This window comes from Niallia tiangongensis (genome assembly GCF_044704065.1).
In the GTDB taxonomy this organism is placed as follows: Bacteria; Bacillota; Bacilli; order Bacillales; family Cytobacillaceae; genus Niallia; species Niallia tiangongensis.
In genome coordinates, this window is sequence record NZ_CP162613.1 from 3,801,183 (window position 1) to 3,827,903 (window position 26,721).

Annotated in this window: 23 protein-coding genes; 2 read left to right on the top strand and 21 right to left on the bottom strand. The window is 34.4% G+C overall.

The window, feature by feature from the left end; genetic code table 11:
- Positions 1-59: 59 nt before the first annotated feature.
- From AB3U99_RS18320 to AB3U99_RS18335, 4 genes are all read right to left on the bottom strand, one after another.
- Positions 60-1,154, bottom strand: a complete 1,095-nt coding sequence (locus AB3U99_RS18320; protein WP_400243019.1) for an HD-GYP domain-containing protein — start codon at positions 1,152-1,154, stop codon at positions 60-62.
- Between the two features lie 164 nt (positions 1,155-1,318).
- A complete protein-coding gene (locus AB3U99_RS18325) occupies positions 1,319-1,621 on the bottom strand; it encodes a YunC family protein (RefSeq protein WP_400243021.1) in 303 nt (100 codons plus the stop codon).
- 119 nt (positions 1,622-1,740) lie between these two features.
- Positions 1,741-3,096, bottom strand: a complete 1,356-nt coding sequence (locus AB3U99_RS18330; protein ID WP_400243022.1) for a bifunctional metallophosphatase/5'-nucleotidase — start codon at positions 3,094-3,096, stop codon at positions 1,741-1,743.
- Between the two features lie 96 nt (positions 3,097-3,192).
- Entirely contained in the window at positions 3,193-4,038 is an 846-nt protein-coding gene (locus AB3U99_RS18335; RefSeq protein WP_400243024.1) for a DUF72 domain-containing protein, read from the bottom strand.
- A 953-nt stretch (positions 4,039-4,991) separates the two neighbouring features.
- Between AB3U99_RS18335 and AB3U99_RS18340 the strand changes: the two genes are divergently transcribed.
- The gene (locus AB3U99_RS18340) at positions 4,992-5,156 is read left to right on the top strand and encodes a helix-turn-helix transcriptional regulator (RefSeq protein ID WP_400243026.1); all 165 of its coding nucleotides are present in this window, start codon (positions 4,992-4,994) and stop codon (positions 5,154-5,156) included.
- A 364-nt stretch (positions 5,157-5,520) separates the two neighbouring features.
- Positions 5,521-6,888 carry a transposase gene (locus AB3U99_RS18345; RefSeq protein ID WP_400243027.1) on the top strand — a complete coding sequence of 456 codons (1,368 nt, stop codon included), beginning with the start codon at positions 5,521-5,523 and terminating at the stop codon, positions 6,886-6,888.
- Between the two features lies 1 nt (position 6,889).
- On the opposite strand, the gene rpoN is transcribed toward AB3U99_RS18345, so the two are convergent.
- The 17 genes from rpoN to AB3U99_RS18430 form a co-directional block, all read right to left on the bottom strand.
- Positions 6,890-8,218: an RNA polymerase factor sigma-54 gene (gene rpoN, locus AB3U99_RS18350; protein WP_400243029.1), complete on the bottom strand. Its 1,329-nt coding sequence runs from the start codon at positions 8,216-8,218 to the stop codon at positions 6,890-6,892.
- Positions 8,219-8,363: 145 nt separating this feature from the next.
- On the bottom strand, positions 8,364-9,269 hold the full coding sequence (locus AB3U99_RS18355; RefSeq protein ID WP_400243030.1) for a glycoside hydrolase family 43 protein: 906 nt from the start codon (positions 9,267-9,269) through the stop codon (positions 8,364-8,366).
- A gap of 12 nt (positions 9,270-9,281) precedes the next feature.
- Positions 9,282-10,121, bottom strand: coding sequence for a PTS system mannose/fructose/sorbose family transporter subunit IID (locus tag AB3U99_RS18360; RefSeq protein ID WP_400243032.1), 840 nt, complete (start codon positions 10,119-10,121; stop codon positions 9,282-9,284).
- 16 nt (positions 10,122-10,137) lie between these two features.
- On the bottom strand, positions 10,138-10,962 hold the full coding sequence (locus AB3U99_RS18365; protein WP_400243033.1) for a PTS mannose/fructose/sorbose/N-acetylgalactosamine transporter subunit IIC: 825 nt from the start codon (positions 10,960-10,962) through the stop codon (positions 10,138-10,140).
- Positions 10,963-10,992: 30 nt separating this feature from the next.
- Positions 10,993-11,475 carry a PTS system mannose/fructose/N-acetylgalactosamine-transporter subunit IIB gene (locus AB3U99_RS18370; protein ID WP_400243034.1) on the bottom strand — a complete coding sequence of 161 codons (483 nt, stop codon included), beginning with the start codon at positions 11,473-11,475 and terminating at the stop codon, positions 10,993-10,995.
- 12 nt (positions 11,476-11,487) lie between these two features.
- A complete protein-coding gene (locus AB3U99_RS18375) occupies positions 11,488-11,895 on the bottom strand; it encodes a PTS sugar transporter subunit IIA (RefSeq protein ID WP_400243035.1) in 408 nt (135 codons plus the stop codon).
- Between the two features lie 337 nt (positions 11,896-12,232).
- Positions 12,233-15,109, bottom strand: a complete 2,877-nt coding sequence (locus AB3U99_RS18380; protein ID WP_400243036.1) for a hypothetical protein — start codon at positions 15,107-15,109, stop codon at positions 12,233-12,235.
- A 169-nt stretch (positions 15,110-15,278) separates the two neighbouring features.
- On the bottom strand, positions 15,279-16,856 hold the full coding sequence (locus tag AB3U99_RS18385; RefSeq protein ID WP_400243038.1) for a glycoside hydrolase family 43 protein: 1,578 nt from the start codon (positions 16,854-16,856) through the stop codon (positions 15,279-15,281).
- 84 nt (positions 16,857-16,940) lie between these two features.
- Positions 16,941-17,738, bottom strand: coding sequence for a hypothetical protein (locus tag AB3U99_RS18390; RefSeq protein ID WP_400243039.1), 798 nt, complete (start codon positions 17,736-17,738; stop codon positions 16,941-16,943).
- A complete protein-coding gene (locus AB3U99_RS18395) occupies positions 17,732-19,927 on the bottom strand; it encodes an alpha-galactosidase (RefSeq protein WP_400243040.1) in 2,196 nt (731 codons plus the stop codon). Before AB3U99_RS18395 ends, AB3U99_RS18390 begins: the two co-directional genes overlap by 7 nt.
- A gap of 60 nt (positions 19,928-19,987) precedes the next feature.
- Entirely contained in the window at positions 19,988-21,112 is a 1,125-nt protein-coding gene (locus AB3U99_RS18400; RefSeq protein ID WP_400243042.1) for a glycoside hydrolase family 88 protein, read from the bottom strand.
- A gap of 206 nt (positions 21,113-21,318) precedes the next feature.
- Positions 21,319-21,642: a hypothetical protein gene (locus tag AB3U99_RS18405; RefSeq protein WP_400243043.1), complete on the bottom strand. Its 324-nt coding sequence runs from the start codon at positions 21,640-21,642 to the stop codon at positions 21,319-21,321.
- Between the two features lie 65 nt (positions 21,643-21,707).
- Positions 21,708-21,965 (bottom strand): DUF5348 domain-containing protein, encoded by a 258-nt coding sequence (locus AB3U99_RS18410; RefSeq protein WP_400242245.1) that lies wholly within the window; start codon positions 21,963-21,965, stop codon positions 21,708-21,710.
- Positions 21,962-22,765 (bottom strand): ExeA family protein, encoded by an 804-nt coding sequence (locus tag AB3U99_RS18415; RefSeq protein ID WP_400243044.1) that lies wholly within the window; start codon positions 22,763-22,765, stop codon positions 21,962-21,964. Before AB3U99_RS18415 ends, AB3U99_RS18410 begins: the two co-directional genes overlap by 4 nt.
- A complete protein-coding gene (locus AB3U99_RS18420) occupies positions 22,758-24,020 on the bottom strand; it encodes a DDE-type integrase/transposase/recombinase (protein ID WP_400242241.1) in 1,263 nt (420 codons plus the stop codon). Before AB3U99_RS18420 ends, AB3U99_RS18415 begins: the two co-directional genes overlap by 8 nt.
- A gap of 134 nt (positions 24,021-24,154) precedes the next feature.
- Positions 24,155-24,685 carry a DUF6431 domain-containing protein gene (locus AB3U99_RS18425; RefSeq protein WP_400242239.1) on the bottom strand — a complete coding sequence of 177 codons (531 nt, stop codon included), beginning with the start codon at positions 24,683-24,685 and terminating at the stop codon, positions 24,155-24,157.
- Between the two features lie 119 nt (positions 24,686-24,804).
- Positions 24,805-26,676, bottom strand: a complete 1,872-nt coding sequence (locus tag AB3U99_RS18430) for a glycoside hydrolase family 36 protein (RefSeq protein ID WP_400243045.1) — start codon at positions 26,674-26,676, stop codon at positions 24,805-24,807.
- Between the last annotated feature and the right edge of the window lie 45 nt (positions 26,677-26,721).

The following is a 26,721-nucleotide window of genomic DNA, read 5'->3' on the forward strand; positions in this document are numbered from 1 at the left end:
GTTAAGTTCCTTGGCGATAAGATGAAATTGCTCATTCTTATCGCCATAAATAGAGCATTCTATAATGGATTATAAATCGTATCACATTCCGTTATGAGAATAGAGAAATCTTCTTTTAAATCCAAATCATAAGGAGGAATTTCTTTACCATCTTGTTCAATTATTCGAATAATCGGTCTTTCATTCATTCCTTTATTTTGTTTGCAGACAATTCCTTTATCTCCATTACTTAGCTTTACACTTAAACCATTAGGATAAAGGACAATGGCTCTTCTAAAAGCTTCGACAATTTTCGCATCATATAGGCGACCAGAACCGGTATATAAAATTTCTAACGCTTCATGTGGTAATAGAGCATTATGATAAACACGATTAGAGGTTATTGCATCAAAAACATCTGCAACAGCAATTAGCTTCCCAAATAAGTGTATTTCTTCTTCTATCAAACCTCTAGGATAACCAGATCCATTCAACCGCTCATGATGCTGAAAAGCACAATGTGCCACTAACAAAGGCAGGGATTGTACATTTCTTAGGATTTCAAATCCTGCTTCTGCATGGTTCTTTACTATCTCATATTCTTCTTCTGTCAATTTTCCTGGTTTCATTAGAATCTCTAATGGAATATTCATTTTGCCAATATCATGCAAAATAGCACCTAATCCTATAATTTCCATCTGTTTAGGAGAAAGTTTTAATTCTAATCCTAACGCCAATGTATAAATGGTAACATTTAAGCTATGTAAAAAAATATAATTATCATACAAATATACATCTGACATAATAGAATAAAGATCTTCATGATTCTTTAACTCTGCTAGCACTTTTCCAACTAGTTTTTTAAAAATAGGAGTGTTTTTTTCCATCACCATCGAAATATTCGAAGAATCCGTCTGTTTTATTGCCTGGAAACTTTTCTCAATGGTTTGCATCGCTTCCATCTTTATCTGCTCTGAAATAGCAGGATTCACTTTGATATCCTTTGTATGCCTATCCTCTAAGTATACGTAGCTGACGCCAAAATCAAGCAGCCTTTTAATAACCCTTTGTTCTAAACGCATCCCACTATTCACCAACACTTTTCCACGATCATTTAATATGGGCTTAGCTAAGATTGCACCTTCTTTTACATTTTTCGTCCCAACTAATCTCATGCTTTATTTGCTCCTAATAATTTATATATAAATATTATATCGTACTTTCAGCACCGTTTCTTTAGACCTACAGAAAAGAAAATGAAAAAATCCCCTTATAAATAGAAGGATTAACGAAAAAGGATATCCTATCAATCGTTAACCCTTCTAGACTTCACTCTGATTTAAATCATTTTCAACAATGCTTCTTTTCCAATCATGCCTTTATGAATTCCATATGCTTCAGCCTCGATTGTAACTGATTCTAAAGGTGCCTCTAACAATTGCTCAATCGTTCTAACGCCAACCGCTCTGCCAGCAATTATTTTTCGGTCCTTTAGCTTATCATTTAACAATCCTACATCTAGCGCTCCGCACATGATATACCCCTTATCATTTTTAACAGCAAGCAAGGTAGTTTTAGGCAATAGTACTGAGACCGCGATAAAAGTATGTCCATTGATCTCTACAGGATACACATCAATCATAATACTTCGTGCTCACTCCTCTCTTTACCTTCATGGTAATTATATTCAGAAGAGGAGGAATCTGTGTTAAATTCTTAGTTTATCAATATCCAAAATATAGACACACGATCTTTATGCTTTTATCCTGTTTCTTTTCTCAAAGTAACTGCAAGAATATTGCGCATAAATTCAGGAAGAAAATAGTCTTTCTTTGCTGCACGATAAATAGACGGAAAAAAATTACCAAACGTCAACATATCAGGTACTGTTACGACATAACTATGATTTGCTTTTATTTCTTTTGATTGTATATAATATCTATCTCTTTCTCCACTTTTCTCTTGTGTAATTCCCGCTGAAATCATTTTCCCCATTAAAGTCCCTCGAAAACCAAGACCCTTAACCTGCATCGTCTCCCATTTTTCTGCTTTCATATCAAGCAAGATTTCCTTTAATTCAGCTCCTGTTAAGGTAACATTACATGGATTAATTGGATGTGGACAAATCGATAATAAATCAAAGAAAGTGACATCCCCTGCTTGTAAGCCATTTAGTATTAACCCTTCATTTAGGATGGCACAATCAGAATGACACCAAGAGACTAATTTTTCACAGAGCATTTTCGCAAGAACTTCTCGAGCATAGTATTCATCAATAGTAACTACTTTTTCTGATAAAGCCTGTTTACCTTGCAAATAATAATTTTCGATGACTGCTTCTTCCTCATTCGCTATCGGCAATTTACTTGTTTCATATAATATCGCCTTTTTATCGATTACTTCCTTTAAATCATCAACCTTTAATTCAATATGGCCTACATAATAGCCATACTTTCCAGCAGCCCCTTGAAGATTATTATTAATTATTTTTCCTTGATGAAAAATATGATGCGTATGTGCACCTAAAATCACATCTATTTCTGGATGGTTAGTTGCAATCATCTCATCATCATTTATTCCTAAATGGGATAATAATATAATGATATCTACCTGTCCTCTAAGCTCTTCTATTTGCTTAGATAATTCTTGCATCGGTTCTGTCAATTTCCAGCCTAAAAGTTCATATAATTGTTCAAAATATGCGGTAATGCCAATTACACCAACTTTTGTTCCTTTTGCCGTTTTATAAATTTGATGAGGAATTGCCCATGCAGGTCGTTCTCCGTTGTTCTTATAAAGGTTCGCAACAATCACATCGAATAAGGCATCATCATATAAGTGATCTAGTGCTTCATATGGTAAGGTAATCCCTTCATTGTTCCCTATTGTCACAGCATCATAGCGTTCTTTATTTAATAGCTCCGTATTAATTCTACCTTTAGTCGCTTCTGTATAAGGATGAGACAAATCCAAATGGTCGCCTATATCAAATAAATAAACAGCTTCGCCAGCCTCGTCATGCCATTTTTTTCTTTCACGCAGCAATTCATAAATTCTTGGCCAATTTTCAAAATGGCTATGTAAATCATTGGTATGATATATGTGGATGACTTCCATCTTCTCGCCTTCCTTGTTTTGAATTTTCTCTATTTTTTTAGGCAATTATTTATCCAAGGAGATTATTCTTCTCCTTCTTACTTTTTCTCCAATATTTTAAAATAAATCTAATTGTCTTGGAGCTAAATCCATATATTCTATATTCAGTAATTCAATAAGCTCTTTGGCGTTATCGGCAGCGTCTCCACCAGAGTTATTATTAAAAAGAACATAAATATTTTTACATTCCTTTTCAAGGTGGCTGATATTTGCGACCCACTCTTTTAATTCAACCTTATTATAGCGATATAAATAGCGTACCTCTCGCCAATTTGGATTGTTATTTTGTTGCCACCCATAATAATTTCTACCATGGAGACGAATTAGCACTTTTTCTTCGTCAACAGCTTCTAGCACAGTAGGAACAGACCCTGGCATTACTTGTGGTTCATCACAAATACTATGAATCCAATTCTCTTCTCGCATAAACTGAAGCGTGCTTTCCCGATACTTTGAGTCAAACCATGATTGATGTCGAAATTCAAGGGCACAAGGTATATCGCCCATCTTTCTTTTGCATGCTCTTAAGTATTGGACATTTTCCTTTGTACAATCAAACCAAGGCGGAAATTGAAATAATACCATGGCAAGTTTTCCTGCTTTTATATACGGAACTAAGGAGTCTATAAATGCAAAAAACATTTCTTCATGAGAAGAAAATGGAATGTCTCCCCGGTTATGTCCTGTCATTCCCTGATATGCCTTTACTATAAATTGAAACGAGTTTGGTGTTTTCCGTACCCAAGTTTCCGCGTTCCGCACTGGTTGCACGGCATAAAAAGAAGCATCTACTTCTACCGTGGGAAAGTAACCGGCATACTCCACTAGTTTATTTTGGGATGAAGTATTTTTTCCATAAAGACTTATATGGTCTCCCCAGCCGGTTAAACCAATATGAATCAATTAAATCACCTCTATATGAGTCTTTCTCGATGAGAAATATACATTGAGAAAGACATAGCTACCTTTAATATCAAAACAATATTATTTAATCTTCCATACTAAATATCATATCATAATTACCTTAAATGACTAACAAAAAGCAAAAGGACATAACTGTATTCTTTAATACCTAGCGTGCCCTAAGGATACATTCGGTTTGTTTTTCTCCGTAAAACTTATTTCAATAAAAAATGCAAACAAAAAAAGCTTTCTTCTTGCCCCAATATTATTGAATTTAATCATCCTTAATGGGCTCCATGTTGAAACCAACCAAACAAAAAGTCTACTTGCGCTACCTTATTTAAGTTAACGAGAAATCGCAAGTATAATAAGGTTTGTATATTTATATAACTGTTGAAACCACATAATAAGTGTGTAAAATCTGACATTGGTATTGGAGGAGTTATGTATAGAATTTCTTTAGAAAAGCTTATTTTTTTATGGTGTGGGTTGGGGAATACATCAATGATGGGGGAACATTCCCGAAGCATAAAACTCGAGAAAATTCTGTAGAGTTTCAAATATTTTTGCCTACTACAAGAGAATTTAACTTATTAGAATGAGAAACAATAAATTGTTCAACAAGACAAATGTCTGATTGTCTCTCTTTATTCAAGAATATCCAGCAAGATAACAACAGATTAAAGCGTCTCTTTCCATTGCTTTACTTCTTAGCTGATTGGGAAAAAGTAGAAATCTTTGATTCTTCTTTTAAAAGCGCATTTGAAGTGATGTCTCGACAACAAATTGCTACTAGTATTAACAATACCGTTCTATTGCCTGATATTTTCAAATGCAGAATCCAAAATCCCACCGTTTATTATTCAGACAACTACTTACATCAATGAAAACTTACATGTACTCTGAACGTAGTAATGATTTTTTTACAAGTTTAATTCTTTGCTCACTAAGCAATGAGAACAGAATATATCGCTGAGTGGATTAAAGTTCACTTATCACAAGATATTACTGTGAAACAATTTGCAGATCAGTTTGAAATGAATCCAAATTATTTAACAAGATTATTCCGTCAAGAACAAAGGATAAGTGTGAAGGAGTATATTCTTTTCAAAAGATAGACATATTTATTTAAAATAAAAAAATCTTATGTACAGAGTAAGGCCAGTTGAATTTTACTCGCCGCAAAATTCAACTGACCTTATTTAATTAGAGCAGTAACACTTCTGATAAAATCAAGGTAACACACAAAAATATTATCAAAAAAGAAAAAGATGGCAGACACTATACTAATAATTAATTTATTAATCACTCAACTTTCGGAGTTGAATTTAACTTTTAAAGCCTTACGATTGATAGGGTAGACCCCATTTAATATCCATTTGCTTTTCTTTGTCTTTTGTGAAGATAAAAAGAAAAGACACCTGTTTCTTTGGTAAAATAACGGTGACTAAACCAATTACACAAAGAAAGGTGTCTACCATTATGTTATCGAAAAATTCGTCTTTTGTCCATCTCTCGCAAGCTATGAAACACAGCTTTTCGGAGTTAAATGTGGGAAGGCATTTACGGAATGCGGGTATTACCAAAAAACTTGGATTTTCATGCCTCACCATTTTTCAACTTTTGTTTCTTTTAGTATTTGAACATCGTACCTGGTATCAAGCTTGTTTGAGTAAAAAAGCAACCGTTCTTCCAGGTAAGGATGTCATTTATGACTTCTTAAAGGTGCCTACATTTAACTGGCGCAAGTTTTTATTATCCCTTTCATTTGAAGTTACACAGCGTTTTGAAAGGTTAACTTCATCAAAGAGGATTTCCGTTTTTATTTTGGATGACTCAGTTTTTTCACGTAACCGTAGTAAAAAAGTAGAGCTGTTAGCACGTGTTCATGACCATGTGACACATAAATTTGTTAAGGGGTTCTCCATGTTAACACTCGGTTGGTCTGACGGATTTTCGTTTGTACCAGTTGACTTTGCGCTCCTCAGTTCAACTAAAAAGGAGAACCGTTATTGTGAAATAGATTCTACTATTGATAAGCGAACTTCTGGATATAAGCGTCGTCTGGAAGCTATACAACCTAAACCTGAAATGGCCGCTACTCTTATCCAAAACTGCTTAGATAAAGGCATAGTGGCGGATTATGTGTTGATGGATACTTGGTTTACACATGCGCCTTTAATCGAATCGATTACAGAAAAAGGCTTATTCGTGATTGGCATGGTCAAACAAATGAAGCAACGCTACCTTTATAACGACAAACTATTGAAACTAGATGAGTTGTTTAAGGTAGTTAAGCCCAACCTTCAAAAAAAAGGTGTCTTGGGCTCTATTCAAGTATGCCTTCAAACGGATAAACAGACGTCTGTCAAAATTGTTTTTGTTAGAAATCGCAATAAGAAGAGTGAATGGTTAGCCATTTTAAGCACGGATACTGCCCTTTCAGATGAAGAAATTGTAAGGATTTATGGTATGCGTTGGGACATTGAAACATTCTTTAAATGCACAAAGTCAATGTTAAAGCTCGCAAAGGAATTTCAAGGTAGATCGTATGATTCCATGATCAGCCATACAACCTTAGTTTTGACACGCTATACTCTGCTTGAATGGAGCAGAAGAAATGAACAAGACCCAAAAACAATCGGAATACTCTTTTTCTTAATGTGCGAAGATGTAAAAGATTTGGATATGCTTACGGCTTTACAACAGTTACTAGAACTTTTCGAAACAATGTCAAAAGGTACTGTTTCTTTAAGCACGGAAACTTTAACGGGTCAATTAACACATTGGTTTGAATCCCTGCCAAGTTACATCAAGGGTTCATTGAGTTTTTCTATGTCCGAAAGTTGAGTTAATCATATCTTTTCCTCTCCATAGAAGAAGGAATTTTCAATTCTTCTCGATATTTAGCAATCGCCCTTCTAGATATTACAATGCCATCTTTCTTTATTATATCCGATATTTTTTGATCAGACAGTGGTTTTTTCTTATTCTCAGCTTCTACTATTTCTTTAATTTTTATTTTCACTGATATTGCTGAGACATTTTCACTATTATCTTTCTGTTCTAATCCATTAGAAAAAAAAGATTTTAGCTCATATACGCCCGAATTGGTTTTTAGGTATTTCCCATTCACTGCCCTACTTACTGTCGATTCATGAATATTTAGTTTCTGTGCTATTGTTTTTAATCCTAATGGTTTTAAAGGCTTATTAAAATCAAGGAAAAAATCTCTTTGATAGTTTACTATTTCAGTAGCCACGCGAAGAATCGTATCTCCTCTTTGAATAACACTCTTTTGCAAAACTTCAAATTCTTCTTTCTTTTCTTTTAGATATTTTTGAACTTCTTTATCCTTTACCTCACATAGCTTATTAAAGTATTTCTGTCTAAAAGTTAATAAGCTGGAGCTCGATATATTGGAAGAAATACTTATATTATTATCAATAACATTTATAACTATATCTGGAACAATATAATTTTTCCTAATATCTTCATAATCACCATTTGGATGAGGTGAATATTTTTTTATATAATCTGCAATCTTTTGTATTTCCCTTAATTCTATTTTATATTTCTCCGATATTTGTTGCCATTTTCTTTGAATAAACAATTCAAAATCTTCTCTTAGTATTTCATATGTGTAAGTTGGCGAACTACTATCCCTCAGAACTTGTATCATCAAGCATTCCTGTAAGTTTCTCGCTCCTACTCCAGGAGGATCTAATTGCTGCAATAAATTCAGTGCTTCTTTAACCTCTTGATGCTTAGCACCAGTTTCTCGTTGAGCTTCTTCTATTGATATATCTAAAAATCCATTTGTATCAATATTTAATACTAAAAAAATCAGCAATTTTCTTATATATGTATCATCATAATTTAAATGAATCTGTTGGTACAAAGAATCAAGTAACGAAAAGCTATTATCTATTAAATGATTGATATCAGGAGCTTCTCTACCATTAATATTGGATTGAGATGAACGACGAACTGGAGTTATTTCAAAATCATCCATTATATTTACTTTTAATAATGGATTTTCCAAAGACTTATCCTGAAGAAAATTTCTTAATTCTTCATTATCATAACGAAGAATTTGGATGGATTGCTGTATGGACTGTGTCAATATAAGTCTTTGTTTTTGTTTTTGATTCTGATCAAAGTTCAGCTCAATACGCATAAAGTAAGCTCCTTTCATTATAGTTTTTATTGTTTCATCAGATTTTATTCTGTTATTATTTTCTTGCTAGTAATTTCCGATAAGGGACTGATGTATATATCAGCCCCTTCCTGTATCCTATACATTTTAAAAATAACTTCTGTAATTAGTTTTTAGTAAAGGGAAATTCAGTCCAACTTACTGTAATTTCTCGATTATTCACTGAAACTGGTAGAATGCTATATCCTGATTCTTGTAGGTTATTAGGTACCCAGTGATCTAACATTAAATAGAAATCCCCATTACGCTCAAATACAAATGTGCTCTGTCCATTATATGTTTTTCGATAATTTGGGCCTTCGCAAGGATTATCAATTAATTTCGCAGGCGAAAATAAATGGGATGTCCTTGAATAAAGAGCAGCATTGGGAGACCAGCCACTACATCCCGATGTAATCATAAAATAATAGTTATTTGCTTTAAAGATTGTTGGTGCTTCCCTTTCCTGATCAATTAAAATTTTCGTATATAAACCAGTTACATCTTGATAATCCTCTGTCAGTTCAGAAATATAAAGGGTTTTGTTAAAATCACTACTGTGTATCAAATAACCTTTTCCATTTTCTTCAAACAGCGTCATATCCCTACAGTCTTTTCTGTTTGGTTTGATTACTTTCACTAACTGGAATGAACCTTGTGGTGTATCAGAGACAGCCACACCAGCTCCTGCATATAGATAATCTGCTGTATCATAATGAAACCACATAACAAATTTCTTTGTCTTCTTATTATAAAGAACCTTTGGCCGCTCTATAACACGAGATGGATGCAAATAACTATTTTTATCTGCTTCTGCTTCCAATGCCAATCCTAGGTACTCCCAATCAAATAAATTATCCGAAACATAGCAGGAAATTCCAATAAAATCTACCCTGGTTAATCCTTCTACATTTGGTGCACCTTTGTTTTCTCCATACCAATAATATTTCTCTTCATATTTAAGAATCATGCCACCATGAGCCTGAATTGGATTCCCAGATTTCGTATACCATTTTTGTCCATTTCTATTCATTTTATCGTCTCCCTATACAGCAATTCCTAATACAGCTAACAATGCAGATAACAGAACGATAAATAATAATACGAAATTTCCACTTTTTCCTTTTCTTAATAAATGCGCACTGAACCAAACTAGTGCAAGAGGTAATAAACCTTTCATAATTTTATCTAAAATATCTTGCAATACAAATTCTTGTCCGGATATAGTAGTTTTAAAAGTAAGTTCAAAGGGAACATTTAAGAATGTCATAGCTCCTACCATAACTAAACCTAAAATAGTAGCACCTTTCGTTACCGCTTTCAACAATCCACTTTCAGTAGCAGTTTTAATATAACTTGCACCCATTGAATAACCAACAAATGTACCAAAATATCTTACAAAAAAGAAAGGAATATGGAATAGTAAAAAGAATAAAATTGGTCCTAGTAAATTTCCTGCTGTCGCTAGGCTTAATGAGATTCCTGTAACAATAACACGTAAAGTTCCCATAAAGAAGGAGTCTCCAAGTCCTGCAAGAGGTCCCATTAACCCCACTTTAATACCGTTTACCGTTTCATCCATATTATCAATTTTTTTTATAGAGTTTTCCTTTTCCATCGATAATGTTACTCCCATAATAAATGGAACAAAACCTGGATAAGTATTAAAATAGGAAGCACTTCTTTCTAATGCATTATAATACTCTTCCTTATCATTTTTATAAACTTCCTTTAGAAAGGGCATGCTTGCATATCCATAACCAATCCCTTGCATTTTTACATAGTTCATTTCAGCAGATTGAGTTAAAGAACGCCAAAATACTTTTTTTAATACTTTCTTTTCTTCTGAAGAAATATTATATTTTTTTTGTTTAGTTTTAGCCATTCTATTCTCCCCCATTTTAATTAAAGAAGTCATCTTTCGGATTCTGTTTACCGCTTTCATTTATAGAAATAGAGTTGTTATTACCAGCGAATAATAGCTTCTGCTCCAGTTTCTGTTTTTTAAAATAATTTGCTGCATAAACTACTGCTGCAATTGTTCCAAATATAGCGATTCCCATTGTATCTAAACTTAAATAAGCAGCTAATCCAAATCCTAAAAAGTAGAAAGGGATAATCTCTTTGTCCCATAAAGATTTTAACAACAAACCAAACCCTAATGCAGGTAACAATCTTGAAGCAATTGTTAAAAAGTCATTAACAACTTGTGGAAGATTATTCATCAGATTATTTATAGGTTCAACTCCAATTAAGATAGAAACAAATGATATTATTGCATATGGAACCCCAAAAGCCACCATTGCAATTATATGAATTCTTTCAAAGGCTTTATCATTTTTATTTTCAATGCTTTTATCTACTATGGATACCACAGCGTTATGCCATACAATTTTAATTAATTGATATATAAACACAGAAATTAGGCCAACTGGAACTGCTAATGCTACTGCTGTACCCACGTCTTTTTCCATTAAGATTGCAAATGACGTTCCGATTACTGCCCCCATTTCTGTATCAGATGGCAATGATCCTCCGACTCCAAAGACTCCAAGGAAGACAGCCTCCAAAGCAGCCCCCATTATTACTCCTTGTTCAATATCACCTAATACCAAACCTACTAATGGACCAAGAATAATTGGACGCATTTGAATGTTTGCAAAACTTAAAGAGAAAAACTTTGCAATATATGTTACTAATGCAATCAGCAATGCTTCAACTAACATAATCATACTCCCCCTTCATGTAATAAATGGTTAAAATTTATTTTTTAAGTTTGCTGGCGTATTATCAGGTACTAATTGATATTCTAAGGGTATCTTTAAATCGATTATCTTTTTAAAGATACCGCTATCCTCTTCATTTACGTACAAGTTATCAGTTATTGTCTTCTTCTCACTTATTTTCCCATTAACTCTTCCATAATTTCCAACATTCACCTTTGGAATGTCCGTAACATTTTGACAAATATATAGTGCGTCTTGTGGATTATTAACTAGTACCAATACTTTTAAATTATTAATTCTTTCATCATTTAAAATGTCGATTGCATCTTTTACTTCTACAATACTAGCTTTTACTCTGTCTCCCGCTGCCATTACTAATGATGTTTTTTGAATTTCATTGTTTGCGACACTATCGTTGGCTACTAGTATTCTGTCCAAATTCAAATGTTTCGTCCATAAATATGCGACTTGCCCATGAATTAATCTCTCATCGATTCTTATCATTTTGTTCATCATGTATCCTCCTTAAATAAAAAAGTCATCTAGTTGAATTGTTTTTTGTAATTGTGCTCGAGTTATTCCATCTCGTGCATCTTGAATCATTTTATCCATCTCATTATCCGAGATATTATCAGCAAGCACAATATTGAGTAACAATGATAAATTCATCCCTCCAATCACTCTAACATTCGGAAGAACCAATAGAGACATTGCTTCATTGTACATACTTCCCCCAGTAATATCCGCCAACAAAATGACTTGGTCCTCTTCTGCAATTTCATCTCTAATTTTTTCAATTAATTTGTTCGGCGAATTGTTCTCCATTAAACAAAAGGCATGGAGATTATCTTGTTTTCCAGCAATCATTTCTACTGCACCTTTTATTCCCTCAGCGAATTTACTGTGTGAAACTAAAAAAACTTTCTTTGTCATTCTCTACAGTCTCCCTTTTTTATTGTTTCAATCTATATATAGCAATTTTCGTGCCAACTTTCTGTCGTAATGATTAAAATGATTAACCTGTTATTCTCTATACTCTTTAATTAATTTTTTGTTTTTTTCGACACATAAACAATTATATTGTGCATATATAGTTTTTGTCGAAATCCGCACTAGATTAATATAAATAAAACAGCCGCTTTAAACAATTTGCGGCTGTTTACTCTGTTTACCACTTTAAAATATTACTCACTAAATTAATTATTGCCATACTGGATAGTTACCTAAAGTTCGCTACTATCCAAGTTACACATTATTTTAATTCATGTTATTAATTATTTATTTCCTGTCTAATACCCTCTATCCTTATCTCAGCATAAGAAATAATTCCAGGATAAGCAGGATCTGTAGGGACCCCAGGATAATCAACTTGAAATTTCAAGTATCTAAATCCTTCCTCTGTCAATGATTCTTTTACTTGAACTCTTTCTATTTCTTCTGTATTCGATGTATGAGCCTCTGTTAATAACATCCAATTCACACCATCATTGGAACCATATACATTCGTTCCTTCTGATCGATTCGGAAACCCTCTTCTTGCTTGGAAGGAAAAAGCATTTACTTTCATTTGATAGTCAGACCCGAAATCAAATACAATTGGTTGCTTAACATCGCCACTGTGCGTAGCTGTATCGTTATCCATCAAATTTTTCAGATTATCTTTGTTCATTGTCGTTACAGAAGAAATGATAGAATCGTAAGCAAAATAATTAAATGTTCCATCTTCTAATTTTGGATTTAACAGCTCTAATTCATTAATGCTTTCTACCAACATTCTCAACGTTTCTAAGAATTTAGCATCATCCGCTTTTCCTTTCAGCAATTTTTCTACCTCGTTTTTATTTATTAAAAACTGCTGATAACTCTTCGTTGTATAAGTCTGATCCTGATTAAGTGTAGCCAACACTTCTTTGTATGCTTGTTTTTTATTATTTGCGACATTCATCTTTATGGTAATAGTGTTTATAACTTTCCCATTAGCAGCTATAACGGTTACCTCAATTGGATCTTTTGTCTTTTTATTTGGTACCCATTTGAGGGTTCCATTTTGATTAATAGTCATTCCATTAGGTGAATTTACAAGGCTCAATGTAACATCGGTATTATTCTCCACACTTATTTGTTTTTCAAATGGAATGCCCTTAAGTAAATAGTATGTTGGATTTTTTTCTTCCTTAAATGACGGTACGTCCGTTTGTAGTCCACCTTCCATATTAATATATTGGAGTTGATCAAAATCAACAGTAACATTATTGTCAGCTATAACAGCATAATAATCCAGATTTTCTAACTGTCTAGCAGTTCTGGATATTTGCTCTTTCGCATTTACCGTATATACAATATTTTTCCATTTACCATTTGTATCAGGAATACTAACCGATTGAAAAGATTCACTATAATAATTATTGCCACTGATTAATAACTTGGCATTTCCAGTAGATCGTATTCGGAGTGAAATATATTCACTACCATCTTGTCTACTTTTAATTAAAGATGGTAAAGCAAGTTGACTTCCACCACGTATTGTTTTTTTATCGTTAGGATATTGAGTGTTATATTGCGTCTCTATAATGTCATTTTTGCTTTTTGCAGACCTTACACGAATATAGGTTGTTTCTTCCTCACTCTTAATCATTGCTAAATTTTCATCTAAAATTGCCGCTCTTTCCTCAAAGAAAACAGCAGAGCTATTCTTAATTTGTGCTGGAATAGCAAGTTCTAGATCTAAATTACGTTCTGCTGGGAGAGATAACCAATATTCACAGCCTATTTCTGTCATTTTATTATCACTAAAACTTCCCCAATAATTAGTTTTAACGGTGCCATTATAAAAAATAGGTGAGGTAAGGTTTTTCGCCATATAGGAAATTTGAGGTGCCCGTTGTTCAAGTTCTTCTTTTGTCATTCCTTCTATATACCTGTATGCATCATAAAGCTCACTCATATTAAAGTATAATCCAGTTCTTCCCCTATAAGCCTCAGAGACTTTCCCTCCATAATCCTGATATCCCAGTTCTGTCCACGGAATTGTATATCCTCCCATATATCTATAAAGGTTCTCAGATCCAGCTAATATTCGACGATTTAAAAAATTGTAAGGTGTCACGGCATTTAAATCATTAGAGACCGTTCCTTTTACTGGATCAAGTTTTATTTTTTGTTGTGTTAGTATTCTTGCTATTCCTGTAAAATTAAGCACATCGCCAGATCCATGCGCTTGATCTCGCCCCATTTCTAAATGTTGTATATATGATTTACCTATAGGATTTTTGGGATGATCACTATCTATCAAATGAAATTGATTTTGTAATGCTCCATTTATTTCTGGTTTATCCGTAGTTGAATTAACCATTGCCCATTCTACTGCTTCATGAAATCTCTCTTTATCCTCTTTAAATATATAACCTGCCATCGCTCCAATAACAGGATATACATGCTGATTTAAATACCTATTATTCGTATACAGAAAAGTACTAATCACAGGATTTATTAAATTTTTTGTCAGTTTCGTTGTATCATCTTCTGTCCAAACAAGATTATATTTTGAAATTTTATTTTGCTCATCATTATATTCCTTATCTATTACAGTAGTGTAACGCAGTAATTCAGCAGCACTAATCATATAATAAAATGGGGTTCCTACATGGATATGAGAGTCTGCATAGTATTCAAATTCATCCGGGTCCATATTTTCCCAAATTCTCACAAGTCGTAATGCATTATATCGATATTGACTATCTCCAGTAAAATAATACAGTATAGCCTGTGTATATGCTCTAAATCCATCATTGCTTAAATTCACATTCATCGAGGATTTTTTAAAAGTAGGATCTTTGGGCTCATCAATTGTTCCAGCTTTTAAATTGGTTGACTGAAATAATAAGGAAGCATATTTTGTTTCTTTCATAGCTTCGTAAAAGCTTTTCCAAGGATCATTTCCATCTATCAATTCTTTTCTTGTATTCTCTAATTTTAATGGATCAACACTTATACCCGGATGTACAAATCCATCATTCTCCTCGATCAGTAATTCCACCTCTTCACTGATACCGTTTACATTTTCTTCTGCAAAAGCATTCTTTTCTATTAATAGACTTATACTAACCACAGATAACAAGAACAAGAATATAAACTTTTTTCTTACCATTTGTTTTCTCCCTTCCATAATCATTCCATGTATTAAACTGCTTAATCCGAATTACCCTCCCTCTCTTATTGTAAACGCATACCACGTTCACAATAAAAGAAGCAAATCCCATGCCAATATTAGTCGATTAGGTCAACCAAAATAGACAAAGAATTGCTTCTTATTGCTATTATTTTTCTTGATAATTAAAATACTTAAAATCAGCATAGGAGCTATGGTCATCAAAGTCTTGAGCACAAATTCCAACCATTGCCCCAGTAAAAGCTAGTTTACCATTCACTTTAATATAGTCATCACTTAAATGATCTGCTGGCGTCAGTTCCCCAATTGTTTCCCAAGTAGTTCCAAAAGAATAATAGAATTGGCCTTTATCCCGCTTTACTTCAACAGCTAGTTTAATCTCTTTCTGTTCATTTTCAATAAATATTCGCTCAGATTGATAGCTAAATTGATTAATATCAGCCGTTTCCACTTGAATATATCTCTTTTTCGCTTCCTCATCATACGAAACATAGAGATATTGCCAGTTATCTGTATCATAAAAAAGAACTAATCCTGCAAGTTGCTGGAAGCTTTTTGGAGAAAACTCCATCTCAGTTTCCGCACGGAACGTAAAGCTTTGCCATCTTCTTGCAACTAGACTTTGTTGATGGAGGCTAGATAAACTTTGTTCTCCATATAAGCGTATATATCCTGGCCGTTCAGTGAAAGAAAGTTTATTTCCTAAAGGGCGTCTTAAGGTTTTAAAATAAGTTGGCAACGTCGTTTCTGTAAAATCGCAAAAGGTTGAATGGTCTGCAGTTTGTATTATTCCTTCTGCTATATTAGGTGCTTCTACTTCTAATTCTGGATACTGTGTCCCATTTGCTAACCTTGGCCACCCTTCTATCCATTCAATCTTTTGTAAAGCTGTTTCTCTTCCTAAAGTGCAATTCCCGCGCTCTATTAATGGTCGTGAACATATATGTACAATGTACCATTCATTCTCTGATACCGGAACAAATGAAGCATGACCACTTTTTTGTAAAGGATTGGTTGGATCCGTTTTTGTTGTAATAAAAGGATGATATGGCGACAACTCATATGGTCCCATAACATCTTTGCTACGATGAATAGTGGAGGCATGACTATACCCAGTTCCCCCTGCTGCACATAGTAAATAGTACCACCCATCCTTTTTCAAAATCTGTGGACCTTCACAGACACCTAAATCTGTACCTTTGAAAAAGTGATTTCTTTCCCCAATTAACTTCAGTTCCTTCAAATCATATTCTTGAATAAGTAATCCATAAAAGTTCGGTTTATCTAGCCGATGGTCAAAGAGCATACTCATTATATAGTGGCGCCCGTCATCATCATGGAAAAAGGCAGGATCAAACCCACTTGCAGTGACAAAAGTAGGTTCACCCCATTCTCCATCGATCGTTTCACATGAAATAACATAATTTAATGTATCCTTAAATGCCGTTCCTGTTTTAACATCTGTATAAAGAAGCCAAAACTTTCCTTCCGAATAACTAAGATGTGGAGCCCAAATACTACCAGAATTATAATTTCCGACTAAATTCACTTGGCTTGTTCTGCTTAATGGCTGGGCTACTAAATCCCAATTGACTAAATTAGTTGAATGGTAGATTTCTACACCTGGCCACCATTCAAAAGTAGAGGTTGCAAGATAATAATCTTTATCTACTTTCACTACACTTGCATCTGGATTAAAGCCTTTTAAAATGGGGTTTTTTATCATTTAATTTACCTCACTATCTTAATTTCACTTTTTTATAGAAAGTTAATCTTTTTGACAATACAACAATTTGGGATATCCCCCTAATTAATCAGCAATTTCCCTTCCAAAAACTTCAACTTGCGTAAGTGCAGGAAATGGCGATTCATCCTCATGTTTGATTAAATTTTTTAAAGTAATCGAACTTGTTTCTACTTCTTTAAAATGAAAAAATTGACGATCTAATTTATTTGTTGGATAAATAGTTAATTCTTCACCTGTAATAAATGCGATAGTCATTTGCGTCCAATAACTATCATGTGGATAGTCCCCCCTTAAAACGAGGGCAATTTTATCAATTCTTACTAACCTTCCAAAATCAATAGTAATCTGTGCATCCTCTTTTTGATTGATTCCCCATGATTGATAAGGAAATGAACCATGATTTTCATTTGCAATCATTCCATCTATTGCATTTCTTGCAAAGAATGTGGAATCATTTCTCGTCTCTACATTTGCATAAGCATGGGGAAATGCACCAGACCATTCTTTTTGGTCATGAGGATTTAATGCTAAATTTCGATATGCTCCTACATCTTGTGCGGTCGCAATTTTTGCCATCATATAATGACGATCACCATTAAAATTTTTAGGTGAAAATGCTCTTTTTAACGTTTTATCTATCACCACTTCATACTTCCATATCTTCTCTGTTAAGTAAATCAGACTTGGAGCGAGCCCCTCATCGACCTGTACCCATAAAAACGTTGGTGCATTCTCTACCATCAATTCTATATAATCTCCTAGTTGATATTCATATTCTTTAAATGCCAAATATGTCTCTGATTGGTGCGAACGTTCACAAATGACTTGTCCTTCTTTGTTTTTCAATTTTAGTATCAGCATGCGTCCCTCTCCTTTTTATTTTGTTTCGTTAAAATCCATTGAGTACCATAAAAGTCATATGTAGGTCGCTCTAAAGCGATACCGATTTCCATAAGTTCACTGCCGCTAAACAGTCGGTTTGTTCCTGCCAAATTGTATACTGCATTTTCATCTAACTGACTGAGTTTAAGTCGTTTCGGAACTGTATTTGCTTTGGCTAATCGATATATATGGCTAACAATCACTTTATCCTCATCACTTTTCATCCACGCTACTTCATTTTGTTCATCATATACAGCTAGTCGTATATGTTTACCTAATTGTAACGTTTCTCTATGTTGCTTATAAAAATCAATCTGCTTTTTTATTTGCATCTTCTCTTCTTCCGTTATATCAAGCAAATTGATCTCATAGCCAAAGTTTCCTTGTTGGGCAACAATCCCTCTTGTTTTCAGAGATGTTATTCTTCCGACCTGATGATTTGGTACAGCTGAAACATGGCAACTCATTGATACCGAAGGATAAACGAAAGAATTTCCCTCTTGAATTAAAAGGCGCTCAATCGCATCCGTATCATCGCTTGTCCATATTTGTGGGGTATAGTAGAGCATACCAGGATCAAATCTACCACCACCGCCTGCACAACTTTCAATAAGAACATCCGGGTGTTTTGTTACAATAACATCTAAAACCCGATACAATCCCAAAATATACCGATGTCCTACTTCTCTCTGACGATCATTAGGTAATACGTGACTCCCCATATCCGTTAGGTTTCTATTCATATCCCATTTAAGATAAGAAATTTTATTTTCCGACAGCAAACTGTCAATCGTTTCTATTAAAAAGTCTTGTACTTCTCTTCGACTCAAATCTAAAACATACTGGTTACGAACTTGTTGTGGTACACGATTCGGAACTTTAATAATCCAATCAGGATGTTTATTAAATAATTCACTTTTTCTAGAGATCATTTCCGGTTCAATCCATATCCCAAAATCCATTCCTAAATGGTTTATTTCATTAATTAAACTTTTGAGTGGACCGCCAAGTTTCATCTCATTCGCTTTCCAATCACCTAGTGACGTATCATCGCTATTCCTTTGCCCAAACCAGCCATCGTCTAATACAAACAACTCTATTCCCAATTGACTTGCTTCTTTTGCTAGTTTCAATATTTTTTCTCGATCAAAGTCAAAATAAGTTGCTTCCCAATTATTAATCAAAATTGGACGTAGCTTTTTGGAATAACTACTTTGCATTAAGCACTCTAAATAAAATTGATGATAAAGTTGACTCATTCGGTTAAAACCTTGATCAGAATATACTAATACAACCTCTGGAGTATAAAAGGATTTATTCGGTAACAATACCCATTCAAAATCAAAGGGATTAATTCCTATTTGCATTCGTGTATTTTGATGCATATCTACTTCTACATTTGCGATAAAGTTCCCACTATATATAAGATTCATGCTATATACATTCCCATGATATTCATCAGCAGATTGATCAACAAGTGCAATAAAGGGATTTTGGCCATGTCCACTAGCTCCCCTTTTACTATCCACCCCTTGATAGCCTTGGCGGACTCTATTACGTTGAATATGCGTTTCTCTTCCCCATGCTCCATTTAAAGAAATCAATTCAAATGTATCTGTTAAAAAGTCTATATTGGTGGACATTAATCGATTGATTTTTAATACTTCTTCTGAATAATTAAAAACTTCCACATGTTGTGTGAAAACATCGTATTCTTCAAAGCAACTGATTGACAAGGTAATTTCATTACTTGTCAATTTATCTATTAATACTATTTCTAGAGATGATACATTTTCTTTCGCTGACGCACTAGGAAGTCCTGGTATACCTTTTTTTCCTTCGAAGATATAATGTGTTTTATAACGAAAATCAGAAATTCTGCTACCATTTTCATAAGTAAACTGAAAGGCCGGTGTTCTCATATCTGGATTTCCATAATCTGGATAAGCAAGAGGTAGCTGTTCTAGTTTAAAATCTTTCGTACTATCTGTATCAGCTATGTAACTAGCACGCTTAATTTCTCCTACAATATAATGAAGAGATTCACTAGAAACTCTTTTGCCAAAATATAATAAGGTAAGATGACCACTAGGTAAAACACTTAATGAAAGTTGATTACTTTTTGTATAAAGATTAAATTGTTTATTCTCTCCTATGTACTCAATCATAAGTTTCTCTCCTTACTCACTCTTAAATGAAAAGGGCTATTCTACGAATAGCCCTTTTCATTACCAGATTAAAAAGTCTGATTCTTGTAATCTTAAAATTGCTTCGACAAAATAATAATCTGAGTAAATAATAGGAACTTCTGTATTTACTTCATCATGGTAAGAGCCTGTAGCAAAATCAATAATACTATCTTCTTCTACATTCCAATTAGCATATTTTTCTTCCGTTGCTTTCAAAATGTTAATTGCTGTATCTATATAAAGTTTTTTCTCATATGTTCCAACATGTTTGGCTATTTCTAAGAAACCACAAGCTGCACATACTCCTGCAGATGTATCCCACATAACAGGATTCTCTGGTGCTCGAAAATCAACTAAAGGAATATACCCAGTCTTTTCAACATTAGCAATAAAATAATTAGCAACCTTTTTGGCCGTTTCTAAATATTCCTTTTTTTCTGTATGGACATAGCTTAGAGCAAAACCATATATTGCCCACGCCTGACCACGTGACCAAGACGAACCAGATTCATACCCTTGCCCTCCAGGAGTTTCCAATAGTTTGCCTGTAGAAGGATCAAAAACACCAATATGATGAACAGAACCATCTTGACGTACAATATTATTCATAACTGTATCTGCGTGGTCTTCTGCAATAAATCGGAAGCGTGGATCATCTAAAGTTTCTTCGGCCCAATAAAGCAAAGGTATATTCAACATACTATCAATAATAACCCAACCGGACCGATCTCTATTCCAAGAACGAATAAACTTGCCCCTTGGATTATATCTACCTGCTAATAGATGTGCAGCATGTAACCCTCTTGCTTTTGACCGTTCATTCCCAGTTAATCGATAGTTTGCCACCGCTGTATGTAACCACATAAAACCAACATCATGATGCAAACCTGTATATTTATCAAAGGCAGCATCTAATCGATCTTCGTTTGATTCAGCTGTTTTTTTATAAACTTCTTTTTTCGTCGCATGATACATCTGCCACATTATTCCTGACCAAAATCCATTGGTCCACCACACAATATCTTTCTCACCCATATCTAGATACTTTCCATCGCTTGGAACATACGGAATCAAATCGCCTAAGCGTGTCGCTTGAATACTTAATTTATAATCAAGCTTTTCAAAAATTTCATTTGCCCATTGTTTTATATCGTTATTTACCATTCAGTTCTCCACCTTACTTATTTATTAAAAAAGTACTTATCTTAAATCTAGCAAATTCCGTGCCATCTTTTGTCGAGATACTATCAGTATAAAACTTTCTATATATGGACTTTTTTTGGTATATACGATTTGTTTGATAACCAACTTTGTGTCGAAAATAGTGTCATAAGCTTTTATTCATAGCAGGTCTATTATTTCAGATGATCCTATTCCTCAACTTTTAGTAAAAATGCAATTGCTTGGAAATTCTCCGTGAAATCGATTACCAACTCTTTCCCATCTGATTCTGTCTTTACGGGTAATTGCTCTCCATATATATCTTCCACTACGAATTTACTATTTATGGGGATATGAATGGCTTTCGGTTCTATAAAACTATGGGCAACAATTAAAGCTTCTTTTCTGTTGTTCTCATAACGAACGACAGCTTGCTGTCCACTTGGTTCTCTTGTAAACGAGCATAATATTCCAGATACTCTTTTCCACTTTAATCCGGGAGAAAATCTGAAATAATGTGCTATTTTTTTCACTATATTTCGGAATGTGCAAAATCTTTTTCAACTAATTTCAGCTTAAATTTGGTAAAAGAAAACCCCTAAAAAGGGGCATGAACTGGCATATAATCCTGTCTTTTTATCCGGATTTTATACACCTCGTGAGTGTGGAGAACGAACCTTACTTCACTTTCAAGAGTTATGAACCAATCAAAGTCCTTTTCCAAGGTTGCCTTTAAATATCTGGTTTGGATTCTCAGTTCAAATGACTGGCCTTGCTCTACCCAAAAGGACTGTTGTCCTAACCACGCTCTCCATTCTTGCTGATAATGGTCAAATACTAATATCCCACGCTTCATGACAAGCCATTATCCTCTATAGCTAACCTAACAATTTCCTCATCAATCTGTTCCTTATTAAGCTGAGATCCAAATAATAAACTATTAATCGTTAATGTATTAATAACACGCGGCCAACCCTGAGAACGTAAAGCAATAGCTTCTATAGCGGTTTCTGTAAAGATAGGCATTTTCGATCCTGCTAGCTTCATATGATGATGTATATAATTGGATACTTCCTCTTTCGATAATGGTTGAATCTCATATTTCATAATCATTCTCTGTGATAGTGGCCGATGATGATTTAACGCTAAGCGAGTCTTTAAGTGCGGTAGGCCAGCTAAAACCAGGATAAACGGATTAGTTGAGTCCATTTGAAAGTTAAATAATAGTGCGATATCCTGCAAAAAGGCATCTTTGGCCATATGCATTTCATCTAAAATGAAAACGGGTGTGATCTTCCGTTCCCCAGCCATTCGCTCGATTCCATGTTGAATTTGCCTAAAAAGATCAACTTTACGGAACTTCGGTTCCTCCCCTAAGCCGTATACTAACCCCCGGTAAAAATCCATGACACCACCAGTTGAAAGGGGAAAATAGATTAGATGATATAAAGAAGGGTTTAATGACTCCTTGAAGGACCGCAAGGTAAAGGTTTTGCCTGCGCCTGGATCCCCAATAAGGAGACCCATTCCCTTTGATTTTTGTAAATAATTTAATGCATTTAAAGCCCCTTGATAATCAGTGGAGGGAAACGCATCCGCTGGCCGTATATCCTTCGAAAATGGTGCTTGAGCTAAAGAGTAAAAAGATTTATACATGATCTTGTTCCCCTTTCAATTCAGCTGTTTGAGATAATGAAAATGGAGAGCGAGCCCGTTTTACATGCGCATTATCCTTCATGGATACCGGAACTGCTTCAGCCACTTTCTTATCATTCTCAAAGATATAGACACCTTTTTCGTCTAGCCTCACATCGATGGAATAACCGATAAAACGTGAAGGTACCTCGTAGAGTTGCTTATTTAAGGTTATCGTACTATCAGCCTTTACCTTCCGTTGCTCTCTTTTCAAAAAGATTGTTTCAAGAATAGACAAATCCTCCAAAAATGTTATATCCTTTAGTTGAGAGTGGAACACCTCATGAGGCGTTTTACCCTCTAAAGAGGCATGAACTCTTCGATGATAATTTTCCTCAAGCCATCGCCAAAACCTCTCATTCAGCTCTTCTAATGACTTGGCTGGCTCCGCTTGTAATAATGGATAAAACCGTGTTTGAATCGTTTTAAATAGCCTTTCTATTTTCCCTTTCGCACGGGGATCATACGGCTGCGTATGAGCTAAGGTAATCCCAAGCTGAGCACAAGCATATTGAAGCGTTTCAGATCTATAAATCTTGCCATTATCCGCATAAATGATGGTCGGCTTTCCCCTTCGAATTAAAGCTTCTTTCGTGACTTCTCTTAATCCATCAAACTTCTCTGACGAAAAGAATTGCGCGTACGGCACAAGGCGAGAACAATCGTCAATGTAGGCAATTAAAAAGGTCTTTGTCTTTTTTCCATTGATGGGCACAAATGGCCCATGAGATAAATCGGCCTGCCACAATACGTTCACCTTGTCGTGAGCGAAACGTTTTCTTTCTGGAGTCGCTAAAATTTGCTTTCCTACAAGGTTGTGTTTTTTTAATAATCGAATTATAGTAGAGTAAGATATTTGATTTTTTTGTATCTCTCCACGCTCGATTAGTTGTTCGTAGAAAACACTAACCGGCATATGGGGAGATTTTTTTCGTATTTCAAGAACAAGATCTTGGTCATCAGGGGACAGCCGTCGAGAATTCCCTCTATCCATGCGCTTTTTCGGCTTTAGTGCCTCAAACCCATTTCTTCGATAATGAAGCAGCCACTCTTTCATTGTTTTCTCTGCAATTTTCCTTTCTCCATAATGAGGGACAGAATGAACCTTACCCTCTAATCCTTTTAAATATTCTTTCGGGTCAACTTGTCCATTCAAGAGGGGGGCTATTAAGCCATACCGAAATAAGGCCACTTTTTCACGCTCTTTTTCATTCATGGAATCTTCCTCCTTTTTCATAGAAGGATGACCGGTCATCCATGGTTATTATTCTACTTTTTTCGATATTTTCTGACTATGAAAAAGGTATGTGGGACAAAGAACATTTTTAAATTCACCCAAATATGATAGAATTAATTTGCCATAAAGTATTTTGATAAGTGACCCCGTGACCTTCGTAAGAAGGGTGATTCGCCAAAATCAAGGATCATTTTCATATATTTTGTGGCTTCTCTATTTATATCCTCTGACATGCCACTTTTCTTCCCCAAGCTGATAAAGAAGCTGTGAATCCAATTAATACATTTTAAGTAACGATTAAGATGGAACCTCAATAATTGTCGGCTGCCTTTCGCTTTTTTCCTTTGAAGAATTTTCATCACTCTTTCTATAATTGTATGAATAGTATGTTGAAAATAAGGGATAAGAAAGTCTGGAAGGATAGAGATATTCACTCCACACTGTAAACATCTTAGGCGACAAATTGGGATACGTACGGTTGTCTCATCAGTTATTCCATATCGCCAGTAATAGCCGTTACGATGAAGATTCCCATGGGCATGACATTTGCAGTTTGGACATACATCAAACAAAGGAAATTCATTCTTTTTTCCTCTTTTTTCATACTCCACTAAGCTGATACCAAAATCATGAAATTTGATCATAAAAAAACTCCCCCTTCTAATATGCAAAAAATTTAGCACATTATTCTAGAGAAGTATATAAACAATTCCGGAGGAATTTGAAAATTCCAACGGTATTTGAGAGGATATAAAGTGACTGTTTACAGTTCTCTGTAAGAAAGAGTATCATTTCCATATCGATAGCTCTTTCCATTTTTTAAGATACTTGCTATTTTTTTATAAAATTCTATTCCTTTATCAATAGCTTCCCATTGTTCTTTTGACAAATTATGAATATCTCCAGATAGACACATTCTTCCCAAAAATGTATTGATCATGGAATAATGGATTCTTTTAATAGAATCATTTTTCCGAATAACAGCCCAAATCAAACTTTGTCTAGGTAATAATAAGGAATGTAGATTAGCAGCAATAATAGGAATTGCAACATCTTCATGAGCATCGGAAAAAGAGGATACATCCGTTAACCCAATCATCGTTGGTTCCAAGCGATGTCCACCAGAAGAGCAATTTTCGATAACCAAATCTGGCAAAGCTTCTTTAATATCTTTAATAAACTTTTGTGTTGCCAATAGTTGAACTCTGTTCCCCTCACCTAAAGACTCTGGATGTGAGAAACCTGCACCGAAATTATCATTGTAGTCAATTTTTAAATAGCCAAATTCATATTCCTTTAAAAAATTTATTACTTTTTCTTTCAAATATTGTTGTACCCATCTATCTCGCATGTCCCAAAAACGTCTATCTCCTGTCGTTATGGGAACATTATCTTTTTGCAATAAGTGATTTACTAGATTAAAGACTGTAGCTTCTCTTCCTACTGTTTCGATTTCAAACCATATGCCAGGAGTCATACCATTCTCCTTTATTAGGTGTACTGAATCTTTTAAACCATTCGGAAATTGGTTAGGATTAATAATCCAGTCTCCCATATTTTTTTCCCATCCTACCTTGGAATCTGCATACCAGCCAGCATCAATCACATAGTACTGAATTCCCTTCCCCTTTAATCGCTCAATATCTTGACGGATTGATTGCTCTGATGGCTTTCCCCAAGTGGAACAAAACTCATTAAACTGTATTGGTAAATGCTGTTCAATTACCTTTTCTTGGCTAAGTAAAGCACGATTTTGATAATCAGTAAGTCGCTGAGTAGCCCCTACCTCTCCATCCACTGAAACTGTCAAATATGCAGAAGGTGAACGAAATTTCTCATTCATTCGAACAAGTATTTTCCAATCTCCAAAGTCTCTATCCGCTATTCCTCCAGAAACACACAAATCCTCATCAAGTCGATATGCCTCAATCTGCCATGAACCAGGATGTCCAATTTGTGCTGCCCAAGCAACTTGATTTTCCTCATCCTCTATACAAATATAAAGAAAAAAGCCACGAACTGGCATGGAGCCTACTTGACCATATTTTTCAATTCCTACACCAGATGGCTTCCATGAGGGTTCTAACTGATAATATTCAATAGGCTGTCGTTCATGTCTGACCTCCATTCCCCATTTACTCCGATATCTATGTAAAAAGAGGTTACCTACTTTATTTTTGGTATTTAATGGTGACAAACAACTTAATGAAAAACTAGATAATAATTCAATTTCTTTCTCACAATTAGATAGATTAATAAATTCTGTAAAGCTTTCAATAACATCAAATCGTCTATCATATATAGCATAGTGAATAACGCTATCCCCATAACTATCTTTAAGGTAAGTTTTTACGATGATTTCTACTTCTGTTTCAACTTTTTCTTGCCTACAATATTGTAATTCTTTGGTTGTTTGACTATTTCGCATGGTTTTACCTGTCACAAATCCTTTAGGATAATCATCTCCAACAAGCTTTATTTGTATCAGAGAATCAAATTTATTCCTCTTAGGCAAATTGATTTTATTTGATAGTTTGCTAGGTAGAACAATCCATTCTACGTTGTTAAAATTATCTGCTGTAAAATAACAAATATACATATCCCCAAATAGATATTCCCCTATTTTTTGTATCATTTCTTTCTCCTTTCTATATGTATCACCTAGTGGTATTAAAATATG